The sequence below is a fragment of the Ornithinimicrobium jinqii genome (genome assembly GCF_045032595.1).
GTDB lineage: Bacteria > Actinomycetota > Actinomycetes > Actinomycetales > Dermatophilaceae > Ornithinicoccus.
The window spans coordinates 140,898-163,711 of the sequence record NZ_JBJFZS010000004.1; the positions used below are offsets into that span (position 1 = coordinate 140,898).

Annotated in this window: 18 protein-coding genes; 6 read left to right on the forward strand and 12 right to left on the reverse strand. The window is 73.0% G+C overall.

Annotated elements, in window-relative coordinates; genetic code table 11:
- Window positions 1-7: 7 nt before the first annotated feature.
- From ACI3ET_RS01945 to ACI3ET_RS01955, 3 genes are read left to right on the forward strand one after another with little or no spacing between them, the layout of a single operon-like run.
- A complete protein-coding gene (locus ACI3ET_RS01945) occupies window positions 8-826 on the forward strand; it encodes a CPBP family intramembrane glutamic endopeptidase (protein ID WP_405031265.1) in 819 nt (272 codons plus the stop codon).
- Between the two features lie 38 nt (window positions 827-864).
- A complete protein-coding gene (locus tag ACI3ET_RS01950) occupies window positions 865-1,578 on the forward strand; it encodes an HAD family hydrolase (RefSeq protein ID WP_405031266.1) in 714 nt (237 codons plus the stop codon).
- Window positions 1,579-4,134, forward strand: coding sequence for a glycoside hydrolase family 65 protein (locus tag ACI3ET_RS01955; protein ID WP_405031267.1), 2,556 nt, complete (start codon window positions 1,579-1,581; stop codon window positions 4,132-4,134). It abuts the gene before it with no gap.
- 100 nt (window positions 4,135-4,234) lie between these two features.
- On the opposite strand, the gene ACI3ET_RS01960 is transcribed toward ACI3ET_RS01955, so the two are convergent.
- Both ACI3ET_RS01960 and ACI3ET_RS01965 read right to left on the reverse strand, forming a co-directional pair.
- The gene (locus ACI3ET_RS01960; protein WP_405031268.1) at window positions 4,235-5,266 is read right to left on the reverse strand and encodes an LLM class flavin-dependent oxidoreductase; all 1,032 of its coding nucleotides are present in this window, start codon (window positions 5,264-5,266) and stop codon (window positions 4,235-4,237) included.
- Between the two features lie 77 nt (window positions 5,267-5,343).
- Window positions 5,344-7,554 (reverse strand): RecQ family ATP-dependent DNA helicase, encoded by a 2,211-nt coding sequence (locus ACI3ET_RS01965; RefSeq protein WP_405031269.1) that lies wholly within the window; start codon window positions 7,552-7,554, stop codon window positions 5,344-5,346.
- A gap of 89 nt (window positions 7,555-7,643) precedes the next feature.
- Between ACI3ET_RS01965 and ACI3ET_RS01970 the strand changes: the two genes are divergently transcribed.
- Entirely contained in the window at window positions 7,644-8,231 is a 588-nt protein-coding gene (locus ACI3ET_RS01970; protein ID WP_405031270.1) for a hypothetical protein, read from the forward strand.
- Window positions 8,232-8,241: 10 nt separating this feature from the next.
- Here ACI3ET_RS01970 and ACI3ET_RS01975 read toward each other — a convergent pair whose 3' ends face one another.
- A complete protein-coding gene (locus ACI3ET_RS01975; RefSeq protein WP_405031271.1) occupies window positions 8,242-8,634 on the reverse strand; it encodes a LysM peptidoglycan-binding domain-containing protein in 393 nt (130 codons plus the stop codon).
- 223 nt (window positions 8,635-8,857) lie between these two features.
- Here ACI3ET_RS01975 and lexA point away from each other — a divergent pair, with 223 nt between their 5' ends.
- Window positions 8,858-9,613 (forward strand): transcriptional repressor LexA, encoded by a 756-nt coding sequence (gene lexA / locus ACI3ET_RS01980; RefSeq protein ID WP_405031272.1) that lies wholly within the window; start codon window positions 8,858-8,860, stop codon window positions 9,611-9,613.
- 153 nt (window positions 9,614-9,766) lie between these two features.
- Here the strand turns inward: lexA and ACI3ET_RS01985 are convergent, their stop codons facing one another.
- Genes ACI3ET_RS01985 through ACI3ET_RS02005 form a run of 5 tightly spaced genes read right to left on the reverse strand, consistent with a single transcriptional unit; the run spans window position 9,767 to window position 14,070 of the window.
- Window positions 9,767-10,102, reverse strand: coding sequence for a PRC-barrel domain-containing protein (locus ACI3ET_RS01985; RefSeq protein WP_405031273.1), 336 nt, complete (start codon window positions 10,100-10,102; stop codon window positions 9,767-9,769).
- 60 nt (window positions 10,103-10,162) lie between these two features.
- Entirely contained in the window at window positions 10,163-11,098 is a 936-nt protein-coding gene (locus tag ACI3ET_RS01990; RefSeq protein WP_405031274.1) for a Sir2 family NAD-dependent protein deacetylase, read from the reverse strand.
- A gap of 57 nt (window positions 11,099-11,155) precedes the next feature.
- Window positions 11,156-12,490: a patatin-like phospholipase family protein gene (locus ACI3ET_RS01995; RefSeq protein ID WP_405031275.1), complete on the reverse strand. Its 1,335-nt coding sequence runs from the start codon at window positions 12,488-12,490 to the stop codon at window positions 11,156-11,158.
- On the reverse strand, window positions 12,450-13,523 hold the full coding sequence (locus ACI3ET_RS02000; protein WP_405031285.1) for a universal stress protein: 1,074 nt from the start codon (window positions 13,521-13,523) through the stop codon (window positions 12,450-12,452). The genes ACI3ET_RS01995 and ACI3ET_RS02000 overlap by 41 nt, the downstream gene beginning before the upstream one ends.
- A 7-nt stretch (window positions 13,524-13,530) precedes the next feature.
- The gene (locus ACI3ET_RS02005; protein WP_405031276.1) at window positions 13,531-14,070 is read right to left on the reverse strand and encodes a hypothetical protein; all 540 of its coding nucleotides are present in this window, start codon (window positions 14,068-14,070) and stop codon (window positions 13,531-13,533) included.
- Window positions 14,071-14,290: 220 nt separating this feature from the next.
- Between ACI3ET_RS02005 and ACI3ET_RS02010 the strand changes: the two genes are divergently transcribed.
- Window positions 14,291-15,238, forward strand: coding sequence for a LysR family transcriptional regulator (locus ACI3ET_RS02010; RefSeq protein WP_405031277.1), 948 nt, complete (start codon window positions 14,291-14,293; stop codon window positions 15,236-15,238).
- A 27-nt stretch (window positions 15,239-15,265) separates the two neighbouring features.
- Here ACI3ET_RS02010 and ACI3ET_RS02015 read toward each other — a convergent pair whose 3' ends face one another.
- From ACI3ET_RS02015 to leuS, 4 genes are all read right to left on the reverse strand, one after another.
- Complete coding sequence (locus ACI3ET_RS02015) at window positions 15,266-17,632, reverse strand: DNA internalization-related competence protein ComEC/Rec2 (protein ID WP_405031278.1); 2,367 nt, start codon at window positions 17,630-17,632, stop codon at window positions 15,266-15,268.
- A 79-nt stretch (window positions 17,633-17,711) separates the two neighbouring features.
- The gene (locus ACI3ET_RS02020) at window positions 17,712-18,680 is read right to left on the reverse strand and encodes a ComEA family DNA-binding protein (protein ID WP_405031279.1); all 969 of its coding nucleotides are present in this window, start codon (window positions 18,678-18,680) and stop codon (window positions 17,712-17,714) included.
- Window positions 18,681-18,828: 148 nt separating this feature from the next.
- Window positions 18,829-19,704 (reverse strand): DegV family protein, encoded by an 876-nt coding sequence (locus ACI3ET_RS02025; protein WP_405031280.1) that lies wholly within the window; start codon window positions 19,702-19,704, stop codon window positions 18,829-18,831.
- A 7-nt stretch (window positions 19,705-19,711) separates the two neighbouring features.
- Window positions 19,712-22,627 (reverse strand): leucine--tRNA ligase, encoded by a 2,916-nt coding sequence (gene leuS / locus ACI3ET_RS02030; protein WP_405031281.1) that lies wholly within the window; start codon window positions 22,625-22,627, stop codon window positions 19,712-19,714.
- Window positions 22,628-22,814: the final 187 nt, after the last annotated feature.

The window sequence follows — 22,814 nt, forward strand, 5'->3', positions numbered from 1 at the left end:
GGGCCCCGTGCCAGCGCCCGCCCCGCCCCTGCCGACGCTCGCCCTGCCGAAGCTCGTGCCGGCGGCCGGTGTCTCGTTGTCGGCGTTCCTGCTCTTCGGCGCGCACCAGGACCTCGCGGGCTACACGACGCTCGCGCTCAGCCTCCTCACGGCATACCTCGTGGACCGCCCTCTGGCCAGGGACCTGCTGCTCATCGCGCTCGGCCTGACGATCGTCTCCACCACCTCGGTCGAGGCCGACATCAGCTGGGACCGGTTCTTCCTGCTCGGGTTCGTGCTCACCGCGGCGGTGGTCGTGCCGGTGCTCGTCGAGAGGATGGTCTACCGGCGCGAGCCGGCGATCCGCTTCCCGTGGTTCACCGGGCGACGGTGGACGCGGCTGCAGTGGACCTACGTCGTGGCCGTGCCGGTGCTCGGATGGCTGGTCCTGCCGTTCTACTTCATCAGCTCCGGCGCCTACCAGAACTGGCCGCCGATCCAGACCGCCAGCGAGTACGGCCGGTTCTTCGTCGGCGTCAACGCGGTCGGGCTCTGGGACGAGCTGTTCTTCATCTGCGTGTGCTTCGCGCTGCTGCGGCGGCACTTCCCGATGTGGCAGGCCAACGTCCTGCAGTCGGTGATCTTCGTGTCGTTCCTGTGGGAGCTCGGCTACCGCTCGTGGGGGCCGCTGCTGACGATCCCGTTCACGCTGCTGCAGGGCTACATCTTCACGAGGACCAAGTCGCTGACGTACGTGGTGCTCATCCACCTGCTCTTCGACGCCGTCGTGTTCCTGGCGATCGTGCACGCCCACGACCGCAGCGTCTTCCCGTTCTTCCTCTACTGACGTCCTCCTCCCCAGCAAACTCCCCTACGCTGCAGGGCGTGAACTGGGACCCGGTCGACGCCGTCCTCTTCGACCTCGACGGGGTGCTCACGCCCACCGCCGAGGTCCACATGCGTGCCTGGGAGGTGATGTTCAGCCGGTTCCTCGACTCCCTCGACGGGCCGCACGAGCCCTACACCGAGCAGGACTACTTCGACCACGTCGACGGCAAGCCGCGCTACGAGGGCGTCGCCGACTTCCTGGCCTCGCGGGCGATCGAGCTGCCGCAGGGCGACCCCTCCGACGCACCCGACGCCCGCACCGTCTGCGGGCTCGGCAACCGCAAGAACGCGCTGTTCAACGAGGTCCTCGCCGCGGAGGGCATCACGGCCTACCCCGGCTCCCTCGCCCTCGTCGAGCTCCTCGAGGGTCGCGGCACCGCGATGGCCGTCGTCTCCTCGTCCAAGAACGCCCCGGAGGTGCTGCGGACCGCCGGCCTCGCCGACCGCTTCCCGGTGGTCGTCGACGGCGCGGTCGCGGCGGAGCGGGGCATCGCGGGCAAGCCGGAGCCCGACACCTTCCGGTATGCCGCGCAGCGGCTCGGCGTGGACCCGTCCCGGTGCGTGGTGGTCGAGGACGCCGTCTCCGGGGTCCGCGCGGGCGCGGCGGGCGGCTTCCACACCGTCATCGGGGTCGACCGCGGAGTCGGGGCGGACGTGCTGCTGGGCAACGGTGCGGACGTGGTCGTGACCGACCTGGCGGAGCTGGTCTGAGTGCAGCACGACTCCTGGCACCGCCCGCCCCCACCGATCGACCCGCTCGACCGCACGCGGTTCCCGCTCGACGACTGGCGACTGGTCGAGAACGCCTACGAGACAAAAGACATGGGCGCGACCGAGACCCTCTTCTCGGTGAGCAACGGCTACCTCGGCCTGCGCGGCAACGTCGAGGAGGGTCGGGACACGCACGCGCACGGCACCTTCGTCAACGGCTTCCACGAGACCTGGCCGATCCGGCACGCCGAGGAGGCCTACGGCCTGGCGCGCGTGGGGCAGACGATCGTCAACGTCCCCGACCCCAAGACGATCAAGCTCTACTGCGACGACGAGCCGCTGCTGCTCTCGGTGGCCGACCTGGAGGCCTACGAGCGGTCCGTCGACTTCCGCGACGGGCAGCTGCGGCGTGAGCTCATCTGGCGCACCAGCGCCGGCAAGCGGGTCCGGATCACGAGCAGCCGCCTGGCCAGCGTGGCCGAGCGGCACCTCGCGGTGATGACCTTCGAGGTCGAGATGCTCGACGGCGACGCGGCGCTGGTCATCTCCAGCCAGATCCTCAACCGCCAGGACGGCTCGGACGAGTACCACGTGACGTCCGCCGCCATGGGCGAGGGCGTCGACCCGCGCCAGGCTGAGGAGTTCGAGGAGCGGGTGCTCGACCCGGTGCTCCACGAGGTGCGCGACCAGCGGCTGCTGCTGGGCTACCGCTGCCACAACTCCGCCATGACGATCGCGATGATGGCCGACCACCGGATCGAGACCGAGAACACGTTCACCGAGCGGGCCACCGTCGGGCCCGACCTTGCCAAGCACGTCTACCGGATCGACGCGCGCCGCGGCCACCCGGTGCGCCTGGACAAGCTGGTCGCCGTGCACAGCTCGCGGGGCGTGCCCCCGCGTGAGCTGGCCGACCGCTGCCAGCGCACGCTGGACCGGGCCGTGAGCGCGGGGGTGCCCGTGCTGCAGCGGGACCACGCCGAGGTCTGGAAGCGGTTCTGGGCCGAGTCCGACGTCGAGGTCGAGGATCAGCCGCACCTGCAGCAGGCCGTCCGGTGGAACCTGTTCCAGCTCGGGCAGGCGACCCTGCGGGCCGGCAGCCACGGCATACCCGCCAAGGGGTTGACCGGGTCCGGCTACGGCGGCCACTACTTCTGGGACACCGAGTGCTACGTGATCCCGTTCCTCGTCTTCACCCACCCGCAGGCGGCGCGCAACGCGCTGCGGTTCCGGCACGGCATGCTCGAGCACGCCCGCCGCAGGGCCGCCGAGATGGCGCAGTGCGGCGCGCTCTTCCCCTGGCGCACCATCAACGGGCACGAGGCGTCGGCCTACTTCGCCGCCGGCACGGCGCAGTACCACATCAACGCCGACATCGCCTACGCCCTGATGAAGTACCTGCGGGCCACCGGCGACCGGCAGTTCCTGCTCAGCCAGGGCGTCGACCTCCTCGTGGAGACGGCACGGCTGTGGGTCGACCTGGGGTTCTGGCAGGTCAACGGCGACAAGTCCTTCCACATCCACGGCGTGACCGGGCCGGACGAGTACATGACGGTCGTCAACGACAACCTCTTCACCAACGTCATGGCCCAGCTCAACCTGCGGGCGGCAGTCGAGGCGGTGGAGATGCTGCGCGAGGACGACCCGGAGCACTTCGCGCGGGCAGCCCGTCGGCTGGGGCTGCAGGACGAGGAGCTCGGGGCGTGGACGCGGGCCGCGGACCACATGCACATCCCCTACGACGAGACGGTGGGCGTGCACCCGCAGGACAGCCACTTCCTGGAGCGGGAGGTGTGGGACCTCGACGCCACCCCGGCCGACCGGCGACCCCTGCTGCTGCACTACCACCCGCTGGTGATCTACCGCTTCCAGGTGCTCAAGCAGGCCGACGTCGTGCTGGCGCTCTACCTGGCCGGCGACCAGTTCAGCACCGCCGAGAAGATCGCCGACTTCGACTACTACGACCCGATCACGACCGGCGACTCGACGCTGTCGGCCGTGGTGCAGTCGATCATCGCCGCGGAAGTGGGGCACCGCGACCTCGCGCTGCGCTACTTCTACGACGGGTGCTTCGTCGACCTCGCCGACCGGCACGGCAACACGACCGACGGCGTGCACGTGGCCTCGGCGGGGGGCGTGTGGAGCGCGCTCGTCGGCGGGTTCGGCGGCATGCGCGACCACGGCGGGGTCCTGACCATCGACCCGCGGCTGCCGCAGGAGTGGACGGCGATCACCTGGCGGATGCGCTGGCACGGCTCCCGGCTGCGCGTGCGCCTGGCGCAGAGCGCCCTGACCCTGACGGTCGAGGAGGGCGAGCCGGTGGTGGTGTCCGTGCGCGGCGAGCTGGTCACCGCGGACTCCTCGGGGGTGCTGGTCCCGCTGGACGGCCAGGGCCCCACCCGGGACGCCGCGCCGGTCGCGCCCAAGGTGACCACCAGCCCCACCAACCGCGACCCGGACGACCCGCTCGCCCTGGCCCCCGGCGTCGGCGTCGTCCCCCACAGCTGGCCCGACGGCCTCGACGACCCCACCGGCCCCGTCCCCATCCGCCGCTGACGCCCACTCCCCACCGGGCGCCCCGGGTTGCCGCACCGGACGCGTGGGGTTGCCGCACCGGGCGCCCCGGGATGCCGCACCGGAGGCCCCGGGGTACCGGTCAGGCCGCCGGCATCCCCCACGCCTCCGCGAGCATCCGGTAGGACCGGCGCCGCAGCTCAGGGTCGAACGTGTAGGTCGTGACGATCAGCTCGTCCAGCTCGTGCTCCGCCGCGAACGCCTCGAGCTTGGCGACCACCGACGCCGGGTCGCCCACGGCCTGAACGGCCTGGTGCGCCTGCGCCAGCCCGATCAGCTGGGCGGGGACCGCGCTGGCGAGGTCGTCGACCGGCGGGTCCAGGGGGGCCGGCTGACCGCTGCGGATCCGGATCGCCATCAGCTGCGCGGTGGTGAAGAGGTGCTCGGCCTCCTCCTGGCTCGGCGCCACCAGCACGTTGATCCCGGCCATCGTCGTCGGCCGCTCCACCTGCGCGGTCGCGCCGTCGGCGCGGAACCGGTCGCGGTAGACCATCAGCGCCTCCCGCAGCTGGTCCGGCGCGAAGTGCGACGCGAAGGAGAACGGCAGCCCCAGCGCCCCGGCCACCTGCGCCCCACCGGTGGAGGAGCCGAGCATCCACAGCGGAACGTGCGTGCCCTCGCCGGGGATCGCGCGGACCTTCGCCCCGGGCTGCGGCTCACCGAGGTAGGTCTGCAGCGCGAGCACCTCGCTGGCGAACTCGTTGAGCTGCCCGCTGCTCCGCGCCAGCGCCGCCGCCGTCATCGGGTCCGTTCCGGGCGCCCGCCCCAGCCCCAGGTCGAAGCGGTCGCCGTAGAGCGTGGCAAGCGTCCCGTAGTACTCCGCCACCATCAGCGGCGAGTGGTTCGGCAGCATGACCCCGCCCGAACCGAGCCGGATGCGCGAGGTGTGCTGCGCCATGTGGCCCAGCAGCAGGGCCGTCGCGGACGACATGAAGGTGTCCGACCCGTGGTGCTCGGCCATCCAGAACCGCGCGTAGCCCAGCTCGTCGACCTCCTGCGCCAGCAGCGTCGACTCCTCCAGCGCCTGCCGCGGCGTCATCCCGGCGGAGCGCGGAGCGAGGTCGAGCACGGACAGGGGGACGCGGCGGGAGGAGGTCTCGGGGTGAGGGGGCACGTGGGCGGCAACACCCCACACCCCCGAGGTATGCCGTACGCGCGCGGTCCGCCCCGGCCGCGCTGGATCTCTGAGCCTCAGCCCTCGACCGCGAGGACCAGCGGCAGCACGGCATCGGCACCAGCGAGCCGCAGCTCGCGCGCTGCCACGGTGATCGTCCACCGCGAGTCGACGAGGTCGTCGACCAGCAGCACTGGACCCCGCGTCGAGGCCAGGGTCTCCCGCAGCTGCGGTCCCGCGGCGATCCGACCCCACACGTTGGCCAGCCGGAAGGCGCTGTTGCCACCCGGCCCGCCCACCGGTCCCCCGTCCACGTAGTCCAGGGTGCCGAGCAGCGGAAGCCGCCCGATCTCGCTGACCTGCGCCGCCAGCGAACCGGTCACCGCCGGACGCCGCCGCGACGGCATCGCGACGACCCCGACCGGGCGCTCGCGCCAGTCCCAGCCCGCCAGCACCTGCACCACCGCGCGCATGACCTCTGCCGGGACCGGCTGCCCGGCGACCAGCTCCTGCTCCGGGTCGTCGGGGTCCCCGACGCGGGACGCCCCCTCGCGGAGCACGGCCCGCAGCCGCTGCCCCCAGCCGAGGTCCGACAGCCGTGCCAGCGCCCGCCCTGGCTCCGCCTGCTCCTCCGACGCGATCTTGCCCTTCTGCTCCACGCCGAGGCGCGGCATACCGGTGGGCCACTGCGCTCGCGGGTCCAGCGGCACCCCGACACCGCCGAGCTGCTCCCTGGCAGCCCCGACGGCCGCGTCCGGGATCTCCGTCGGGTACCAGGCGCCGGCACAGCTGTCGCACCGGCCGCAGGGACTGGCGGTCGAGTCGTCCAGGCACTCCTGCAGGAAGGCCATCCGGCACCCGTCCGTGCCCTGGTAGGCCACCATCAGCTCCGCCTCGCGGACCCGCGCGTCCGCCACCCGCTGGTAGCGCTCCCGGTCGTAGACCCAGGGCTCGCCGGTCCCGATCCAGCCTCCCTGCACCTTCTCCACGGCGCCGTCGACGTCGAGCACCTTCAGGAGCAGCTCCAGACGGGTCCGTCGCACGTCGACCATGGTCTCCAGCACCGGGGTCGACAGCGGACGCTGCGCCGCGGACAACGCGCCGAGCACCGCGTCGGCCTGGTCCTGCCGCGGCATCGAGACGGTCGCGAAGTAGGACCAGATGTCCCGGTCCTCCGAGCCCGGCAGCAGCAGCACGTCGGCCCGTTCGGTCGCGCGCCCCGCACGACCGACCTGCTGGTAGTAGGCGACCGGCGAGCTCGGCGCGCCGAGGTGCACGACGAACCCCAGGTCGGGCTTGTCGAACCCCATCCCGAGCGCGCTCGTGGCCACCAGCGCCTTGACCTGGTTGCGGCGCAGCGCTCCCTCCAGCCGCTCGCGCTCGTCGGGGTCCGTGCGTCCGGTGTAGGCGGCCACCTCGTGCCCCGCCGCGCGCAGCGCCACGGCGACGTCCTCGGCGGCCGCGACGGTCAGGCAGTAGACGATGCCGCTGCCCGGCAGGTCCCCCAGGTGCGCGACGATCCAGCCCAACCGCTGCTCGGGCGTCAGCCGGGGCAGCACCCCCAGGCGCAGGGAGGCCCGTGCCAGCGGACCACGGATCGTGCGTACGTGGGCCCCGCCCACGCCCAGCTGCTCGACGACGTCGGCGACCACCCGCTCGTTGGCCGTGGCGGTCGTGGCCAGCACCGGCGTGCCCTCGGGCAGGACGTCGAGCAGCGTCCGGATCCGCCGGTAGTCGGGGCGGAAGTCGTGGCCCCAGTCGCTGATGCAGTGCGCCTCGTCCACGACCAGCAGTCCGCAGCGGCGCGCCAGGTCGGGCAGCTGCTCCTCGCGGAACCGAGGGTTGTTGAGCCGCTCGGGGCTGACGAGCAGCACGTCGACCTCGTCCCGGGCGAGGGCGCCGCGCACGTCGTCCCACTCGGTGGCGTTGGCGGAGTTCATGGTCACGGCCCGCACCCCTGCCCTCGCCGCCGCCGCGATCTGGTCGCGCATCAGGGCGAGCAGCGGCGAGACGATGATGGTCGGGCCAGCACCCTGCGCCCGTCGCAGGGCCGTCGCGACGAAGTAGACCGCCGACTTGCCCCATCCCGTCCGCTGCACCACCAGCACCCGTGCCCGGTCCTCGACGAGCTCGAGCACCGCCTCGAGCTGGCCGTCGCGGAACTCGGCGTCCTCGCGCCCGACCAGCCGTCGGAGAGCGCCGAGGGCGACCTCCGCGCTGCCCCCCGGAAGTGCCGTGGCCGCACCGGTGGCACGGTCGGTGGTCGGCGGCTCGGTGCTCAATGTCATCCCCCGACGGTAGCCGCCCGCACCCACAGCCCCTGCCGCCGTCCGCAGGACAGTTGGGTCCCCCCTCCCCGGTGTGGTCCGATAGCACCATGACTGATCCCACCGGCCTGCCGTTCCAGGACGACCCCGACCGCAGCGACGGGGAGTCGATCTACGAGGGCAGGCGTCCCGGGACCGAGGCTCGGGCCCAGCCCGAGGACGACGGCACGACAGCGGTCGAGGGGACGACCGGGACCGGACCCGCCACGGACATCTCGGACCTCCTCCCCCCGTCGGAGACCGAGACCGACCTGCTCGCCGCGCGGGTCGAGGGCCCGGACGACCGCGCCGGCATGACCGCGCTGTGGCGGGCGACGATGGGCCTGGAGCACTGGTGGTTCGTCGCGGTGGGCGACGAGGGGATGGAGTCGCCGGCGGCCGCGTCGATCGACGACCAGATGATGCTGCTGACCTTCACCAACGCCGAGCGGGCCCGCCACTTCGCGGTCCAGCACGGCATGATCGGTGCCGCCGAGGACCTGCGCGCCATCGCCCTGCCCCCGGACGAGGTCGTGCGCTCGGCCGACGACTACCGCACGGCCGACATCGCGGGGCTGATGTTCGACCCGCACCTGTCCGGCTACTTCATGCCCACCGACCAGCTGGCCGTGGTCTGGGAGGCCGTGCACGCCGGGTGACCCGTCTGCGTCAGCGGCCCGGGATCACGAGCTCCTGACCGACGGCGATGTCGGTCGTGCTCAGCTTGTTGGCTCGCTGGATGTCGGTGACGGCCTGGCTGAGCGGCATCTCGGGAAGGTGCTCGGTCGCCAGCTGCGTGAGCGTCATGCCCGGCTCGACCACGACCGCCGAGCTTGCGCCCGCCGGTCCCAGCGCGCTGAGCAGGGAGGCGAACGCCAGGACGAGCACGAGCGCGACCGTGCCGGTCAACGCCAGGCGTCCGCGCCGCGTGATGTGCAGGGGCACCGGCTGCGCACGGCGCTCGTCGGCGACGACGAGGCGGAGGTGGTCACGACGACCGACGACCGTGCCCGCGGCCCCGGCTCCGACGGCGAGGGGGGAGAAAACGGTGGCTGTGCTCATGGTGGTCCTCCTCAGGGTCCGTGTACGCATGTGCGATAGCACGTCTGTCCTATTGATAGCACGGACGTACGATTTTGTCGACACGCCGGTCGAACAGATGTTTGCTTGACGGCTGCTCGGCTCGTAGGCTGTGTGCATGTCAGGTACTGAAACACCGACCACTGACAGACCCTCTGACCTGGCCTGACGGCCAGGACCTGGCAGGCAGAGAGACGGGGACGAGATGGCCACGATCCACGAGATGCCCGACCGCGACGGCGGGGCTGAGCTCACCAACCGGCAGCGGCGCGTGCTCGACGTGATCCGCGACTCGGTGGACGCGCGGGGCTACCCACCGAGCCTGCGCGAGATCGGTGACGCGGTGGGGCTCACCTCACCGAGCTCGGTCGCGCACCAGCTGAAGATGCTCGAGCGCAAGGGCTACCTGCGCCGCGACCCCCACCGGCCACGCGCCATCGAGGTCGTCGTCCCGGGCGAGGAGGGCCAGGGCTACCGCCGGTCCACGAGCTCCCCGGCCGCCAGCGACCGCGCACCCACCTCCGCCGACGGCCGTCCAGCCACGGGCGACGTCTACGACGAGACCGGCATCGGCGACTCTCGCCCCCAGGCCACGTATGTGCCCGTCGTCGGCCGCATCGCCGCCGGCGGTCCGATCCTGGCCGAGGAGGCGATCGAGGACGTCTTCCCGCTCCCCCGCCAGATCGTCGGCGACGGCGAGCTCTTCCTGCTCAAGGTCGTCGGCGACTCGATGATCGACGCGGCGATCTGCGACGGCGACTGGGTGGTCGTGCGCCGCCAGCCGACCGCGGTCAACGGCGACATCGTCGCCGCCATGCTGGACAACGAAGCGACCGTCAAGACCTACAAGAAGCGCGACAGCAAGGTCTGGCTCATGCCGCACAACCCGGCCTACGAGCCGATCGACGGCGACCACGCCGTCGTCCTGGGCAAGGTCACCGCGGTCCTGCGCCGCGTCTGACCCTCACGGGGACCCCCGACGCCCGCTCCGGCTGCCACCGGACGGAGCCGCTCCCCCGACCCCACAGCGCCGTCCCACCTCGACCGGGGCGGCGCTGTGCTGCGCCCGCCCGCACACGCTCCTCCCCGCTGCGACACGCCATACCCCTGTTCCTCACGCGGACGGCATGGGCCCCTCGTCGACCGCGTAGTAGGCGTCGAGGTCCTGCTCGTCGGCCTCCGACAGGTGGCCGTCCACCTCGATGTCGGGCGCGCCCTTGATCTTCGCCATGCTGTAGGCGCAGCGGATCTGCCCGTCCAGCACCTCCGCCGTGGTGAGCGGCACGAACACCCGCCGCCCCCCGAACCACCCGGTGCGCACCGTGATCCACGCCGGCTCCCCGGTCGCGTTGTCCAGGTAGATCTGGCCCATCGCCCCGACCTTCTCGCCGTCCTGGTCGACGACCTCCGCGTCGTACAGCATGTTGAGCTGCTCGTGCGAGATGACCACGTCCGCCTCCTGGTTGCTCCTGTGCACGCCGTCGGCACGGCCTCGGTGCAGCAGATCACATCATCCGCCCCCTGCCAAGACCCTCCCCCCGTCCAGGTCGCTCACCAGCCGCGGGAGCACGTCGGTGAGCAGGCTGTCGACGTGCACGGTGGTCTCCGCCTGCCCCCGGGTCTCGCCGCGGGTGACCACCGCCACGGGGATCCCCAGCCGTGCCGCCCTCCGCACGAAGCGGTAGCCGCTCATCACCCGCAGCGAGGAGCCCAGGACCAGCAGGCACGCCGCCTCCTCGACCATCGCGTAGGCACGCTCCACCACGTCCTTGGCCACCGAACCACCGAAGAAGACCACGTCCGGCTTCAGCACGTCCCCGTTGCAGACCAGGCACTGCGGCGACCTGAACCTCTCCACGGCGGCGTCCGGGAGCACGACGTCGCCGTCCGGCCGCACCTGCACCCCGTCGTCGAGGCCCCGCGCGAAGCCAGGGTTGGCGTGGTCGAGCCAGTCGTGCACCTGCTCGCGCGCGTAGGGCTCCCCGCAGTCCAGGCACAGCACCCGCGCCAGGTTGCCGTGCAGCTCCAGCACCTCCCGCGCCCCCGCCCGCTGGTGCAGCCCGTCGACGTTCTGGGTGATCAGCCCGTCGACCAGGCCCGCGCGCTGCAGGTCGGCGACCGCCCCGTGGGCCGGGTTCGGCTGCGCCGCGGCGAAGCGCCGCCACCCGCTGTAGGCCCGTGCCCAGTAGCGCCTCCTCGCCTCGGCCGACCCCACGAACTCGGCGTGCTGCATCGGCTGGACGCGCCGCAGGCCGTCCGGCCCGCGATAGTCCGGGATCCCCGACGCCGTCGACATCCCCGCCCCCGTGAGCACCACCAGACCTCCGTCGCCGACGAGGTCGCGCAGCACGGCATACCGGTGCTCGTCGACGCCCGTCCCGGGGGGCAGGGTCAGCGCGGTGTCGACGGGCCCGCGGGCGGGCGGGGGTGCGGGGTGGACGTCCATGGTCGGACGGACATCGTCTCACCCGGGTGTGCCGGCGGACACCCGGGAGGTATGCCGTCAGCGTCGCCCGAGGGGGGTGATCCGCGCCGACCCGGCCAGCTCGTGGGCGGCCCGGCCCTCCGTCGCCACCTGCGGGTGCGGCGGCTCGAGCGGTGCGTCCACGGCGACGACACCGGGGCTGTGGCGCGCGAGCGAGGCGTCGGAGACGACGTACCCGTGGCGCTCCAGGACCATCTGCTCGCCGGCGGTGAAGGCGTCCAGGTCCGTGCGCACGCGGTTGATGTCCGCGACCAGCGCGGCAGGGTATCCGGCGGCGAGGTCACGGGCAGGCCCGTGCCCCGGCACGGTGGAGACGGTGTTGGGCGTCTCCAGCGACCACGTCGCACCCTGCAGGATCCCGGCGGACAGGCTCGCCCGCAGCCACCTCAGCCGGGTGGTCTGACCGCCGCTGGAGGCGACGGAGAGCAGGTGCCACAGCCGCCCGAACGTCGTGCCGGCGTCCCGCCCACGGAAGACCGCGCCGCCGTCGCTGACCAGCACTGTCGCATGGTCGGACCAGACCAGCTCCAGCCCGAGGTTGTCGTAGACGCCGCCGTCGGCCAGCTGGATCCTGCGCAGGATCGACTCGCGCAGCTCCGGCGGCTCGTCGAGGTCAGGCACGCCACCGACCAGGCCCAGGCTCGTGCCGTCGAGCTGCAGCGGCGCGAAGAACGGCGGGTAGGCGCACGAGGCCGCGACCGCGTCGACGATCCGCAGCCCCGGCGGCGGTGCGGCATACCCGAGACGATGGTCCCCGACCCGCCCGCGCGGGCCGATCGACCGGGCGTCGGCGAAGACCCAGGAGACGCCGTAGCCGATCTCGGTCGCCCCGGTGAGGACGACGGGACCACCGCGGTCGTGCTCGCGCAGGTCGGTGCCCCACCAGGGGACGGCGCGTTCGAGCTGGTCGGCAAGCACCTGGACGCTGGCGTCGGGCCGTCCCCACCCGCCCGGGAGGAGGCGCGAGAGCATCGCCGGGGTCCGCATGTTGCGGCCGGTGAGCCGGCGCAGCGGCTCCGCGACCAGCTCGTCCAGACCCCCCACGCGGCCCGGGGCACCGTGCGGGTCGGGCCACTCGAGGTCGGGGTGGGCCAGCAGGTTGGCGACGATCGCGCCGCCGGAGACCGCGCTGATCGTGCGCAGCCGGCCCAGCACCCCGAGCTCGTCGAGCCTCAGGACGGCGCCGAGGTGGAAGTGCGCCGCCCGGAAACCGCCGCCCGAGAGGCACAGTGCCGTGCCGTGCCGCTCGCCGCGGGCGGACGGTCCGTGGTGGGCCGTGGCGCGCGCCGCCTCGAGCTGGGCGGCGGCGAGGTCAGGACCGGCGGCGTGACCAGGACCGTGGAGGTGCAGCACGCTCCCAGTGCAGCGAGGCCGGGTGTCCGCACGGTGAACGACGCGCGGCACACCCGGCGACGCTCAGGTGACGGGACGGGGTCGCCGGGCCGGCACGGGGGCTGCTCCTTCCTGGCCGACCGCGCGGGACGACGAGCAGCTCCGCGTCCTGGGCGTGGTCCAGGAGGGCGGCCACCGGGTGGCGGTCGGTCGCCACGGCGACGACGTCGACCTCCGGGTATGCCGTGCGCCAGGGGGCGAGCACCGTGTCCAGGTCGCGCTCGGCGGCGGCGGCGGCCTCGGCCCACACCTTGGCGATCGAGACGCCTTCGTCGGCCCGGTCGGCCGGTGCCGACCACACCGAGACCGCGACCACACCACGGCCGTCGCGCTGCGCCCGGGCCAGCGCCGCACCGAGTGCCCGCTGACGTCCGTGACGCCGGGGGTCCTCGGTCGCGGGTGGGGTGACCGTGATGGTCGCCGTGGACGTGGCCGTCGGGGTCTCTCCTCGCGCCGGCACCGCTGCCTGGGGTTCGACACCGAAGCTGGTGTCCGGCCCCGGGGGCGAGGCGTCGACGACGACCGGTGCCTGGGCCGGGACCTCAGCAGGGTCCCAGCCGGTCGGCACCAGCACCACCGCGGGACCGTCCGGGTCGTGCACCAGGCGACGTGCGGTCGAGCCCAGCGCCATCCGGGCGAACCCGCCCGCACCGCGCCGACCCACGACCACCAGGCCTTCCTCGGCACCGGGGGTGGCGCCTGAGCTCTCGCGGGCCACCTGGACCAGCGCGGTCACCGCCCCGGACCCGACCGAGATCACCCGCATCCGGGGCTTCAGGTCGGGGTCGACCCGGGCCACCTGAGCGGCAGCCCGCTCGACGGTCGCCCGACCTGCACCTGCTCCTGCTCCTGCTCCTGCGGCTTCGTGCACCAGCACCAGTGGGGCGTCGGACGACGACGCCTCCACGGCCGCCCAGGCGACCGCGGAGGCGTTGCGTCCTGACCCGTCCACGCCCACCAGCACCGGCCGCACGGCCCGCACCGTGGCGTTCATCACCGGGTCAGTGCAGGTAGGACGGAGCGGTACGGGCCCACCAGTTACCGAGTCCAAGGTAGGACCAGGACGCGGGGATCGTGGCGATGACGAGCATGACGATCGCACCGGTCAGGTGGTCGTCCAGGAACGGGTTCGTCACGGTCGGGAGGGAGGCGAGGTACATGAAGAGGTACATCAGCACGCCAGCCAGCGCACCCAGCCGGGCACCCGCGCCCAGGACCAGCGTCACACCGATGCCCAGCAGGCCGGCCATGAACAGCCAGTCCCAGATCACCTGGCCAGACATGCTGTTGAAGACGCTTGCGAACGGACCCTCGACACCACCCAGGTAACCCGCCGTGGGCGAGCCGCCGTTGACCCAGGCACGCTCGCTCGGGGTCGCGTAGCCCAGCCCGAACAGCTTGTCCACGAACGCCCACAGGAAGTAGAACCCGAACGCGATCCGCATGATGCCGAGCATGTATCCGCCCACCGTGGGCAGGAAGTGCAGGTCGTGGTCGACGGCCGTATCGCGCTCCGTCGCCATCTGGGTCCTTGTGCTCATCACAGCCAGCTCCTTCTCTCTGTAGGGGTCTTACCAGCAACACCAGACTGCCAAGGAACGACGTGCAGTAGTAGAGGCGCAGGTCCACACTCCGACGGGACCAAGGTCCCGCCCCTCCCCCGACCCGACGTGCCGGGTGCGGCGGCCCGGACGTGCCGGGTGGCTCACCTCACCCGACCGGACGCGCTGGCTGGTCATTAGCCGGGGTTATGCTGGAGGCATGCTTGATGCAGCGGGGCTTCGGGTCATGAAGGCGATCGCCGACGAGGGCACCTTCACGGCGGCCGCGCACCGGCTGGGCTACACGCAGCCGGCGGTCTCCCAGATGGTGCGCCGGCTGGAGGACCGCACCGGCACCGTGCTGGTCGAGCGCAACGGTCGCAACGTCCGGCTCACCGAGGCCGGTCGGCTCCTCGCCCGGCACGCGAACGAGATCCTCGGGGCCCTCGAGCGCGCGGAGACCGAGATCGCCGCGATCGCCGGGCTGCAGAGCGGCCACGTGCGGCTGATGGCCTTCCCGTCCTCGTCCGCCACCCTTGTCCCCCGAGCGCTGGCGATGCTGCGCGCCACGCACCCGCACATCAGCGTCCAGTTCAGCGAAGCAGAGCCACCCGAGTCGCTGGCCGCGCTGCGGGCCGGCGAGGTGGAGCTCGCGCTCGCCTTCTCCTACGAGGGCACCGACCCCGGCCGCGGCGAGGACGACCTCGCCGGGCTCGAGGTCATCGACGTGCTCACCGACGAGGTCATGCTGGTCCTGCCCAAGGACCACCCGTTGGCCGGCAAGGCCGAGGTCGACCTGGCGGACCTCGCGGCCGACACGTGGATAGCCGGCTGCCCCCGCTGCCGCGGGCACCTGCTCACGCTGGCCGGGCAGGCGGGCTTCGAGCCGGACGTGACCTTCCAGACCGAGGACTACGTCGCGGTGCTGGGCCTGGTCGCCGCGGGCCTGGGCGTGGCGCTCGCCCCGCAGCTGATCCTGCGCTCCGTGTCCCACCCGGACGTCGTCGTGCGTCCGGTCTCGCCGCCGTCGCGCCGGGTCGTCCAGGTCGTCACCACCCCCGACCTGCGTCGCGTGCAGACCGTGGCCGTCCTCCTCGACGCGCTCTGCCAGAGCGCGCGCGACCTCGCCGCCTCCTCCTCCAGCACGGTCGCCACGCCGGTGCCGTGAGCCAGGACCGGCCGTCGTCAAGCCACCTCAGCCCGTGCCTCGTCGGTGCACGACCAGGCTGGCCCCCTCGCGACTGACCGCCACGTCACCGTCGGTGTCCGTGCGCAGCACCAGCATCCCGTTGTCGCGCAGCAGGTCGAGCGCGCTCGGGGACGGGTGGCCGAAGGTGTTGTCCGCACCCACTCCGATCAGGGCGACCTCGGCCCGGGTGCCGGTCACGAGCGCGTCGTCCTGGGCCGCGGACCCGTGGTGCGCGACCTTCAGGACGTCGTAGTCCCGACCGCTGAGCAGCTGCCGCAGGGGTCGGGCGCCCTCCGGCTCCAGGTCACCCGTCATGAGGACGCGGGTCTCGCCGACGGTCACGTCCAGCACCAGGCTCCCGTTGTTGGCGGCAGAGCCTCCGACGACGGGGTGCGGGCCGGGTGAGAGCACCTCCAGCCGGACCTCCCCCACCGTGACGACGTCACCCTCGACGAGCACGACCTCCGGGACACCGGCCTCGGCCAGCTCGGCCGAGGTCCGGCCGGCGACCGCGGGAGGGTCACGGACCGGACTGGTGTAGGCCGTTCGCACCGGCCCCGCGTCGAGGGCGCCGGGCAGACCGCCGACGTGGTCGCTGTGGAAGTGGCTGAGCACGACGGCGTCGAGCCGCTGCACGCCCAGGTCCCGGAGGCAGCGCTGAAGGGGCTCTGGCTCCTCGCCCGCGTCCACGAGGACGGCGGCACCCGGCCCGGCACGGAGCACGAAGGCGTCACCCTGACCGACGTCGCACCCCACGACCACCCACCCGGGTGGCGGCCAGCCGCTCAGCGAGGGCCCGGGCCAGAGCACCCCGGCGAGCGCGCCGAGGCCGGCCCAGCCGCACCAGGGGCGTCGTCGCAGCTGGTGGCGCCACCACGCGCCAGTCACCAGAGCCAGGACCGTCAGGGCGGTGAGCAGGGCAGCACCGGGCACCCCGTCGACCCACTCCAGGGTGCCGTACGGCAGGTCGGCGCCTCGACGGGCCACCTGCGCCAGCAGCCAGGCGGGCAGGGCAGCCAGCCACGCCACGAGCGTCGCCAGCGGGACGGACAGGGGGGAGACCACAGCTGCCAGGACGCCCAGGACGGTCGTCGGTGCCACGAGTGGCGCCGCGAGAAGGTTGGCCAGGACGGCGACCGTGGTGATGCTGCCCTGCAGGAGCACGATGACAGGAGCGCACGCCACCTGGGCGGCGAGAGGCACGGCGACGGCGTCCCCGAGCAGCGACATCCGCCGAGGCAGCCGGGACGCCATGGCGTCCCCCCAGGGACGTGACCAGACGACCAGGCCCAGGGTGGCCAGCGTCGAGAGGGCGAAGCCGTAGGACCGAGCCAGCCAGGGGTCGACGCACAGCAGACCCAGCACGGCCGCCGCGAGCGCCGGGAGGCTGACCCGTCGTCGTGCGGACGACAGCGCCAGCAGACCCACCGACCCCATCACCCCGGCCCGCAGCACCGAGGGTTCGGGCCGGCACAGGAGCACAAAGCCCACGAGCGCGAGCAGTACCAGCGGAGTCCGCCACCTGCGGTGCACCCCCAGGCGGGCGACGAGGACAGCCACGGCACCGCATACCAGCGCGACGTTGCTGCCGCTGACGGCCGACAGGTGCGTCATGCCGGTGGCCCGCATGTCCTCGGTGAGGTCGTCGGGGGTCAGCGACGTGTCGCCGATGACCAGGCCGGGGACCAGGCCTCGTGGGTCGGCCGGGAGCGGACCCACGGCCTCGCGGAAACGGTCGCGCACGTGGTCCGCGCCGACCAGGACGCCCACCGGGACAGCGACGGTCTCGGGCGGGCCCCGAGGGGCGAGGACCGCGACCTCGCGGTCACCGGGCTCAGGCGCACGGAGGCGTCCCTCGGCCCTGATCGTGCTGCGCCACCTCAGGTCCTCCCAGCCGTCGGCCGTCGTGGCCATGACGACCAGGGGCGCAGCGGTGCCCACGGTCCGGCCGCGCGCCGTCATCTCCTGTGCGCGGATCTCGAGGACGACCAGGGGTGCGCGCTCGTCGCCGCGGGAGATGACGCGTGGCTCCGTGGTGACAACCGCCGTGATGCTGGCGACGGCCCCTTCCTGCGCCCACCCTGCGACCGGCCCCGACCGGTCCCGGAGCAGATGGAGGGCGGCCGAGCTGCAGACCAGCCCGGTGGCGACCAGGGCGAGGGCGGTCACGCCGAGCAACGGCGGTCCGGCGTGGGCAGGGCGACGGGCCAGCAACCCGGCCCCGGCCAGGAGGGCGAGGCCCCCGACGGTGCCGGTCACCCAGACCGGTTGCGGGACCAGGAGCGTCAGGACGGCCCAGGCGAGGAGCGCCGGCAGCAGCAGCCGGGCGTCGAGGCGGGGCTCGTCGGTGGGTGGCGTCGCGGGCCGTGCCACATCGGACCCCGCCGCTGGACGATGTGCGGCGGCGGGCGGGTCTGCTCGCCGCGACGGTGCCGACGACCTGGACTGCACCTCAACCCCCGACGCTGACGACGGGCTCGAGCTGGGCGAAGGTCCGCTCGCCGATCCCGGTGACCTCCATGAGCTCCTCGACGCTGGAGAAACGACCGTGCTCGTCGCGCCAGGCAAGGATGCGCCCGGCAGTGACCGGTCCGATGCCGGGCAGCTCCTCCAGCTGCGCCTGGTCCGCCAGGTTGAGGTCGAGGGGGGTCGTGGTGGGCGCGTCAGTGGCGCTCGGGGTGCTGCCGGCGGGCGTCCCCGCGCCGCCCGAGCCGCCTGCCACCGGCACGAGGACCGGCGGATCCTCGCCCGGGCGTCCCACCCACACCTGCTCGCCGTCGACGACAGCTCTGGCGAGGTTCAGCCGGGACTGGTCGGCATCGCCGGTGAAGCCCCCTGCCCCGCGGACAGCGTCCACGACCCGGTCACCGGCCCTCAGCTCGACGACGCCAGGATCCGTCACCTGCCCGGTCACGTGGACGAAGACAGCAGGTGGCTCGGCCGTCAGGGCGGGGACCGCGTGGGGTGCGGCCACGTCACCCGACCCCGTACCGGCTCCCACGACGCTCCCGTCGGGGGGTTGCGGCCTCCCGACGGTGCCGGGGGGTCCGGCGGTCGACCCGGCCCCCTCCGAGACCACGACCCGGTCCTGCGGCGTCTCCGGAACCGGCCGCTGAGACCACAGCCAGCGCCCGCCGAGGACCAGGACGGCGACGACCGCCAGCACGAGCACCCCGCGCACGGCGTGCGCGGGGACCCGCAGGTCGACCGAGCGAAGCGACTCCGGCGCGCTGAAGAGCGGGACGGAGCCGGGTCGATGGCGTCCCGGTCCGCCCTGATCGTCGAGCCCATCGTCACGCGGACCGACCGGCTCGTCCCACGGCTCGAGCCGCCGCCCGCGCACGGGCTCGGCGTCACCGCTCAGCAGCTGCTCCAACCGGTCGGGCGGGGTGGATGCCCGACCGGGCTGACGGGGACTCATGCGGCCAAGGTAGGGACGCCTGTCGTCGCGGGAGAAGAGCGGCGCGAAGCCCTGTGGACACTCTGGTGCTCACCGTCCAGCGTGTGGATGCCGGCCAGCAGAGCGGCAGCACCGCACGTCCGGACCGACAACAGGACGCGTCCGGTGGTTAGGGGACCTGGGGGGCGACGGCGACGCCGAGGGTGCCGGGGCCGGTGTGGACGCCGACGACGGGGTCGAGCTCGGTGATGTCCACGCCGACGCCCGTGCGTTCGCGCAGGACGTCGGCCAGCTCGGCCGCGGCGTCCTCGGCAGCGAGCTGGTGCACGGCGACCCTCACCTCCAGCCCGTCCGCGCGCGCCGCCTCCACGGCCTCCACCGACAGGTCCACGAGGCGGGCGAGCGCCTTGGCGCGGGTCCGCACCCGCTCGGCGGGGTGCACGACGCCGTCGCGGATCGTCAGCAGGGGCTTGATGGCCAGCGCGGACCCGAGCAGCGCCGCCGCACGCCCGATCCGACCGCCCCGGCGCAGGTGCTCGAGGGTGTCCACGTAGAACCACATCCGGCTCGCGTCGGCGTGCCGGCGCGCGAGGGCGACGACGTCCTCGGCGCTCGCGCCGGCCGCGGCCGCCGCGGACGCGGCGCACACGGCATACCCCATCGCCATCCCCAGCACCCGCGAGTCGACCACGTGCACGGTCACCTCGCCCGCGACCTCGTCGCGCGCCAGCTCGGCGGCCTCGACGGTCCCGCTGACCCCGGACGACAGGTGCACGGAGACGATCTCGGCGCACCCCGTGCGCGTCGCCAGGTCCCGGTAGGCGGCAGCCAGCTCGCCCGGTGACGGGCGCGAGGTCGAGACCCGTTCCTTGCCGCGCCGCTGGATCTCCACGACCTCGCCGGGGGTGATCTCGCGGGTCTCGACCTCACCCCGGCCTCCGCCCCCGGTGACCATGACGTGCAGCGGGACGACGGTCATCCCCGCCCGCTCGACCAGCGAGGTCGGCAGGCAGGACGTGGTGTCGGTCAGCACCTGGACGGTCATCGCAGCCTCAGACGACGACGTTGACCAGCGACGGGGGCCGCACGACCACCTTGCGGACGGGCGCGCCGTCGATGAACGCCTGCACCTTCTCGCTGGCCAGCGCCAGGACCTCCAGCTCCTCGACGGTGACGTCGGCCGGGACCTCGATGCGGTCGCGGACCTTGCCCCGCACCTGCACGACACAGGTCACGGTGGCCTCGACCAGCTTGGCCGGGTCGGCCTCGGGGAAGGGCGCGTAGGCCAGCGGCTCTGTCCGGCCCAGCCGCTCCCACAGCTCCTCGGCGACGTGCGGCGCGACCGGGGCGACCATCTGCACCAGCGGCTCGACCGCGGCCCGCGGGACCGCGTCCAGCTTGGTCAGGTGGTTGTTGAGCTCGATGAGCTTGGCGACCGCCGTGTTGACCCGCAGCGCCTCGTAGTCGGCCCGGACCGCGTGGATCGTGCGGTGCACCAGACGGTCGGTCTGCTCGTCCAGCTCCCCCTCGACGACGACGGACCTGCCGGTCTCCTCGTCGATCACGTTGCGCCACAGGCGCTGCAGGAAGCGCATGGAGCCGACGACCGCACGGGTCTCCCACGGGCGGTACTGCTCCAGCGGCCCCATCGACATCTCGTAGACGCGGAAGGTGTCGGCGCCGTACTGCGCGCACATCTCGTCCGGGGTCACGACGTTCTTGAGCGACTTCCCCATCTTGCCGTGCTCCTGGGTCACCGGCGCGCCCTGCCAGGTGAAGGTCGGCGCCCCACCCGCGGCGTCCGGCCGCTCCTCGACCTCGTCGGCCGGGACCGGGAAGCCCCGCTCGTCGCGGTAGACCCAGGCCTCGATCATGCCCTGGTTGATCAACCGGCGGAACGGCTCCTCGCTGCTGACGTAGCCCAGGTCGAAGAGCACCTTGTGCCAGAAGCGCGCGTAGAGCAGGTGCAGCACCGCGTGCTCCACCCCCCCGACGTAGAGGTCGACGCCGCCGGGGTCGACCGCACCCGCCGGAGCACCGGCCACCGGGGCAGGTCGGGGCCCGATCCAGTAGTTCTCCACCGCCGGGTCGACCAGCGCGCGGTCGTTGGCGGGGTCCAGGTAGCGCAGGTGGTACCAGCAGGACCCGGCCCAGTTGGGCATGGTGTTGGTCTCGCGGCGGTACCTGCGCACCCCGCGACCGTCGCCCAGGTCGAGCTCGACCTCGACCCAGTCGGTCGCGCGCGCCAACGGCGCCTCCGGCGAGCTGTCGGCGGCCAGCGGGTCGTAGGTGCGCGGGCTGTAGTCCGGCACCTCGGGCAGCTCGACCGGCAGCATGCTGTCCGGCACGCTGTGGGCCACGCCGTCCTCGTCCCAGACGATCGGGAACGGCTCGCCCCAGTAGCGCTGCCGGCTGAACAGCCAGTCGCGCAGCCGGTAGGTGATCGTCGGCTCCCCCAGGCCGCGCCCGGCCAGCCAGTCGATGATCCGCACCTTGGCGGCCACGACGTCCAGCCCGTCCAGGCTGACCTCGTCGTTGGCCGAGTTGACGGCCGGACCCTCGCCCGTGAACGCCCGGTCCTCGGGGTGACCCCCCGTCGGCTGGACGGTGCGCACGATCGGCAGGTCGTAGGCGACGGCGAAGTCCCAGTCGCGCTGGTCCTGCCCCGGCACCGCCATGATCGCGCCGGTGCCGTAGCCCATCAGGACGTAGTCCCCCACGAACACCGGGACCGGCGCCCCGTTGACCGGGTTGGTCGCGAACGCCCCGGTGAAGACACCGGACTTGACCTTCGCGTCGGCCTGCCGCTCGATGTCGCTCTTGGTCGAGGTCAGGCGCTGGTATGCCGTCACGGCGGACTGCGGGTCCGCCGCTCCGTGTGTCCAGGCCTCCCGGGTGCTCTCGGGCCAGGTGGTCGGGACGATGCGGTCCACGAGAGGGTGCTCGGGGGCCAGGACCATGAAGGTGGCACCGAAGAGGGTGTCGGGACGGGTGGTGAAGACCTCGACGTGCTCCGGCTCGCCGGCGGTGGTGGCCACGGGGAAGCGGACCCGTGCCCCGGTCGAGCGGCCGATCCAGTTGCGCTGGATCAGCTTGACCTGCTCGGGCCAGTCGAGCCGCTCCAGGTCGTCGACCAGCCGGTCCGCGTAGGACGTGATGCGCATCATCCACTGGGACAGGTTGCGGCGGAACACCGGGAAGTCACCGCGCTCGGACTTGCCCTCGGAGGTGACCTCCTCGTTGGACAGCACGGTGCCCAGCCCGGGGCACCAGTTGACCGGGGCCGCCGACAGGTAGGCGAGGCGGTAGTCGTCCAGCACCCTGGCGCGCTCCACGGCGCTCAGCTCCGCCCAGGGGCGACCGTCGGGGGTGGGTCGCTGCCCCGACTCGAGCTGGTCGACCAGCTCGCTGATCGGCCGGGCGCGACCGGTGCCGGCCCCCACCCGTGCCGGCGCGTCCACGTCATACCAGGACTGGTGGATCTGGGTGAAGATCCACTGGGTCCAGCGGTAGTAGTCCGGGTCGATGGTGGCGAAGCTGCGGCGCAGCTCATGGCCCATGCCCAGCCGACGCAGCTGGCGCCGGTAGACGTCCATGTTGGCCTCGGTGGTGGTGCGCGGGTGCTGGCCGGTCTGCACGGCGTACTGCTCGGCGGGCAGGCCGAAGGCGTCGAAGCCCATCGTGTGCAGGACGTTCTTGCCGGTCGTGCGCTGGTAGCGCGCGTGCACGTCGGTCGCGATGAAGCCCAGGGGGTGCCCGACGTGCAGTCCCGTGCCGGAGGGGTAGGGGAACATGTCCATGATGAAGCGGTGCCCACCGGTGAGGCGGGGGTCCTCGGGCTCGGCCCACGGACCGGACGGGTTGGCGGAGGAGAAGGTGCCCTCGGCCGCCCAGCGGTCCTGCCACTTCGCCTCGATCTGCCCTGCCAGCGTCGCGGTGTAGCGGTGCTCCGGGGTGCGCTCGCTCATGTCGGTTCGTCGTCCTTCGTCTGCCGGTGCTCGGGTGCGGGGTCGGTGCACAAAAAAGCCCCTCTCGCAGGAGGGGTCAGCCGCGCTGGGTGGTGCGTCGTTCAGCGCGGCTGGCTAAGGAGGAGCACGCAACGTGTCGTCATGGTCTCTTCATGGTAGCGCAGCGGGCGCCCACCCCGGCCGGGGT